The organism is Bacillus sp. XT-2 (genome assembly GCF_025696525.1).
Lineage (GTDB): Bacteria > Bacillota > Bacilli > Bacillales > Bacillaceae > Bacillus > Bacillus halotolerans.
Genome location: NZ_JAHVOC010000021.1, coordinates 1 through 996, shown reverse-complemented (window position 1 = coordinate 996; position 996 = coordinate 1). Strand labels below are relative to the sequence as shown.

The following is a 996-nucleotide window of genomic DNA, read 5'->3' as shown; positions in this document are numbered from 1 at the left end:
ATTGCCGATAGCTTATCGGTGATTGGCTGTTTAGTTTCGTTTGAATACGAATGTTGTTATAATAATAAATGTATTCTTTGACAGTGCGTTCTACGATGGCGGTCGTGGTTCGATTAATGCTGTTAAGATAGAACGTTTCAGACTTTAGTGAGGAATGAAACGATTCGATGGAGGCATTATCAGCGGGCGTCCCTTTGCGGGACATGCTCATGGTAATGCCTTTTGTTTTAACAGCTTTCTGATACTCATAAGATGTATACACAGATCCTTGGTCACTATGTAACACGCAGTTCTGAGGCAGTGTTGGCAGTTGATCAAGTGTGTTTAAGACAAAGTCTGTGTCCTGCTTATCTCCAATCGTGAAAGCAATTACTTCTCCATTGTATACATCCAATATACTGGAAAGGTACAATTGTTTCTGTCCATAAGGCAAATACGTGATATCCGTTACTAGTTTTTCAAGAGGATGATCGGACTGAAAGTTCCGATCTAATATATTATCAACCACGGCATATGGCTGCCCATTCTTCTTGCGCTTTTTCACCTTAACCCGGCACTGCCACTGATTTTTCTGCATGATACGCTGAACCGTTTTATGGTTAATACGCATTTCCTTTTTTAATATAGCTGTAATTTTTCGATATCCATATCGATACTTGTGCTCTCGGCACAACGTGCCGATTTGTTTTTCCAAATGGCGCTTGGGATGATCTTTCATCAGGTTCTTCTTCCAACGATAATAAGACGCTCGTGAGATACCTAAATGAACACAGATATTCTGTACGGTCATTGTGCCGTGCAATACTTCTACAAGTTCGACTGACGTTTGGCTATCAACTTCCTTTCCAATTCGTTGTACTTTTTTAAAACTTCATTTTGTTGTCTCAGATAACGGTTCTCTGCCTGCAGTTTCTCTAATTCGGAAGAATACTCCGGACCTTTTCCGTAAGTGTATTGCTTACCAACAGGCTGTTCAAATCGATGTGTATCCCCAGC

The 996-nt window shown here is 40.6% G+C and carries 1 pseudogene; it reads right to left on the bottom strand.

The annotated features are described in order from the left end of the window. Positions 1-996 (bottom strand): annotated as a pseudogene (locus KXD37_RS24020) (IS3 family transposase); the annotation flags it as partial.